We start from the raw sequence: 542 nt of genomic DNA on the forward strand, positions 1-542 counted from the left end.
GTCGCGCGCCTGGACCCCCGACAGGTCGTGCTCGGTCTGCACGAGAACTGGTCGGACTGGGGCACTGAGCAGGTCCGGGCCGCACTCGGTGGGCGGCCCGTACAGCTGCGGATCCTGCCGGAGCAGCGCCTGACCCACGGCCGTTTCCTCCAGTGGCGCGTCGGCGAGCGTTGGCACGCGCTGACCGGCAACGCCGACCTGACCCGCGGCGCGCTGGGCACGACGGCGTCCTCCGCCGGCGGCGTCGAACTCGCGGTGCGCACCGCCGACGGCCCCACCCGAGTGCCCGACGAGGGCCGCACCGCGTCCGGCGTCGCGGCGCTGCGGGCGTTGGCCCGCTCCGGTACGCCGAGCACCGAGCCCGCGCTGATCCTGCTCGGCGCCGAAGCCGACATCGAAGGGCTGCACGTGGTGCTGGCCCGCCCCGAGCGCGAGCCGGTCGTGGTGAGCACGTCCACCGACGGATCGGTGGGCTCGTGGCGCGAACTGGGCAGCGTTCCGGCCGGCGCCACGACGGTGACGTTCCCGCCCGCCGCGGGCCT

At 76.0% G+C, this 542-nt stretch carries 1 pseudogene; it reads left to right on the top strand.

Going from position 1 to position 542, the window contains the following annotated elements:
* Positions 1-542: pseudogene (locus tag GT354_RS13505) on the top strand (hypothetical protein); the annotation flags it as partial.

It is taken from the genome of Streptomyces sp. SID3343 (genome assembly GCF_009865215.1).
Lineage (GTDB): Bacteria > Actinomycetota > Actinomycetes > Streptomycetales > Streptomycetaceae > Embleya.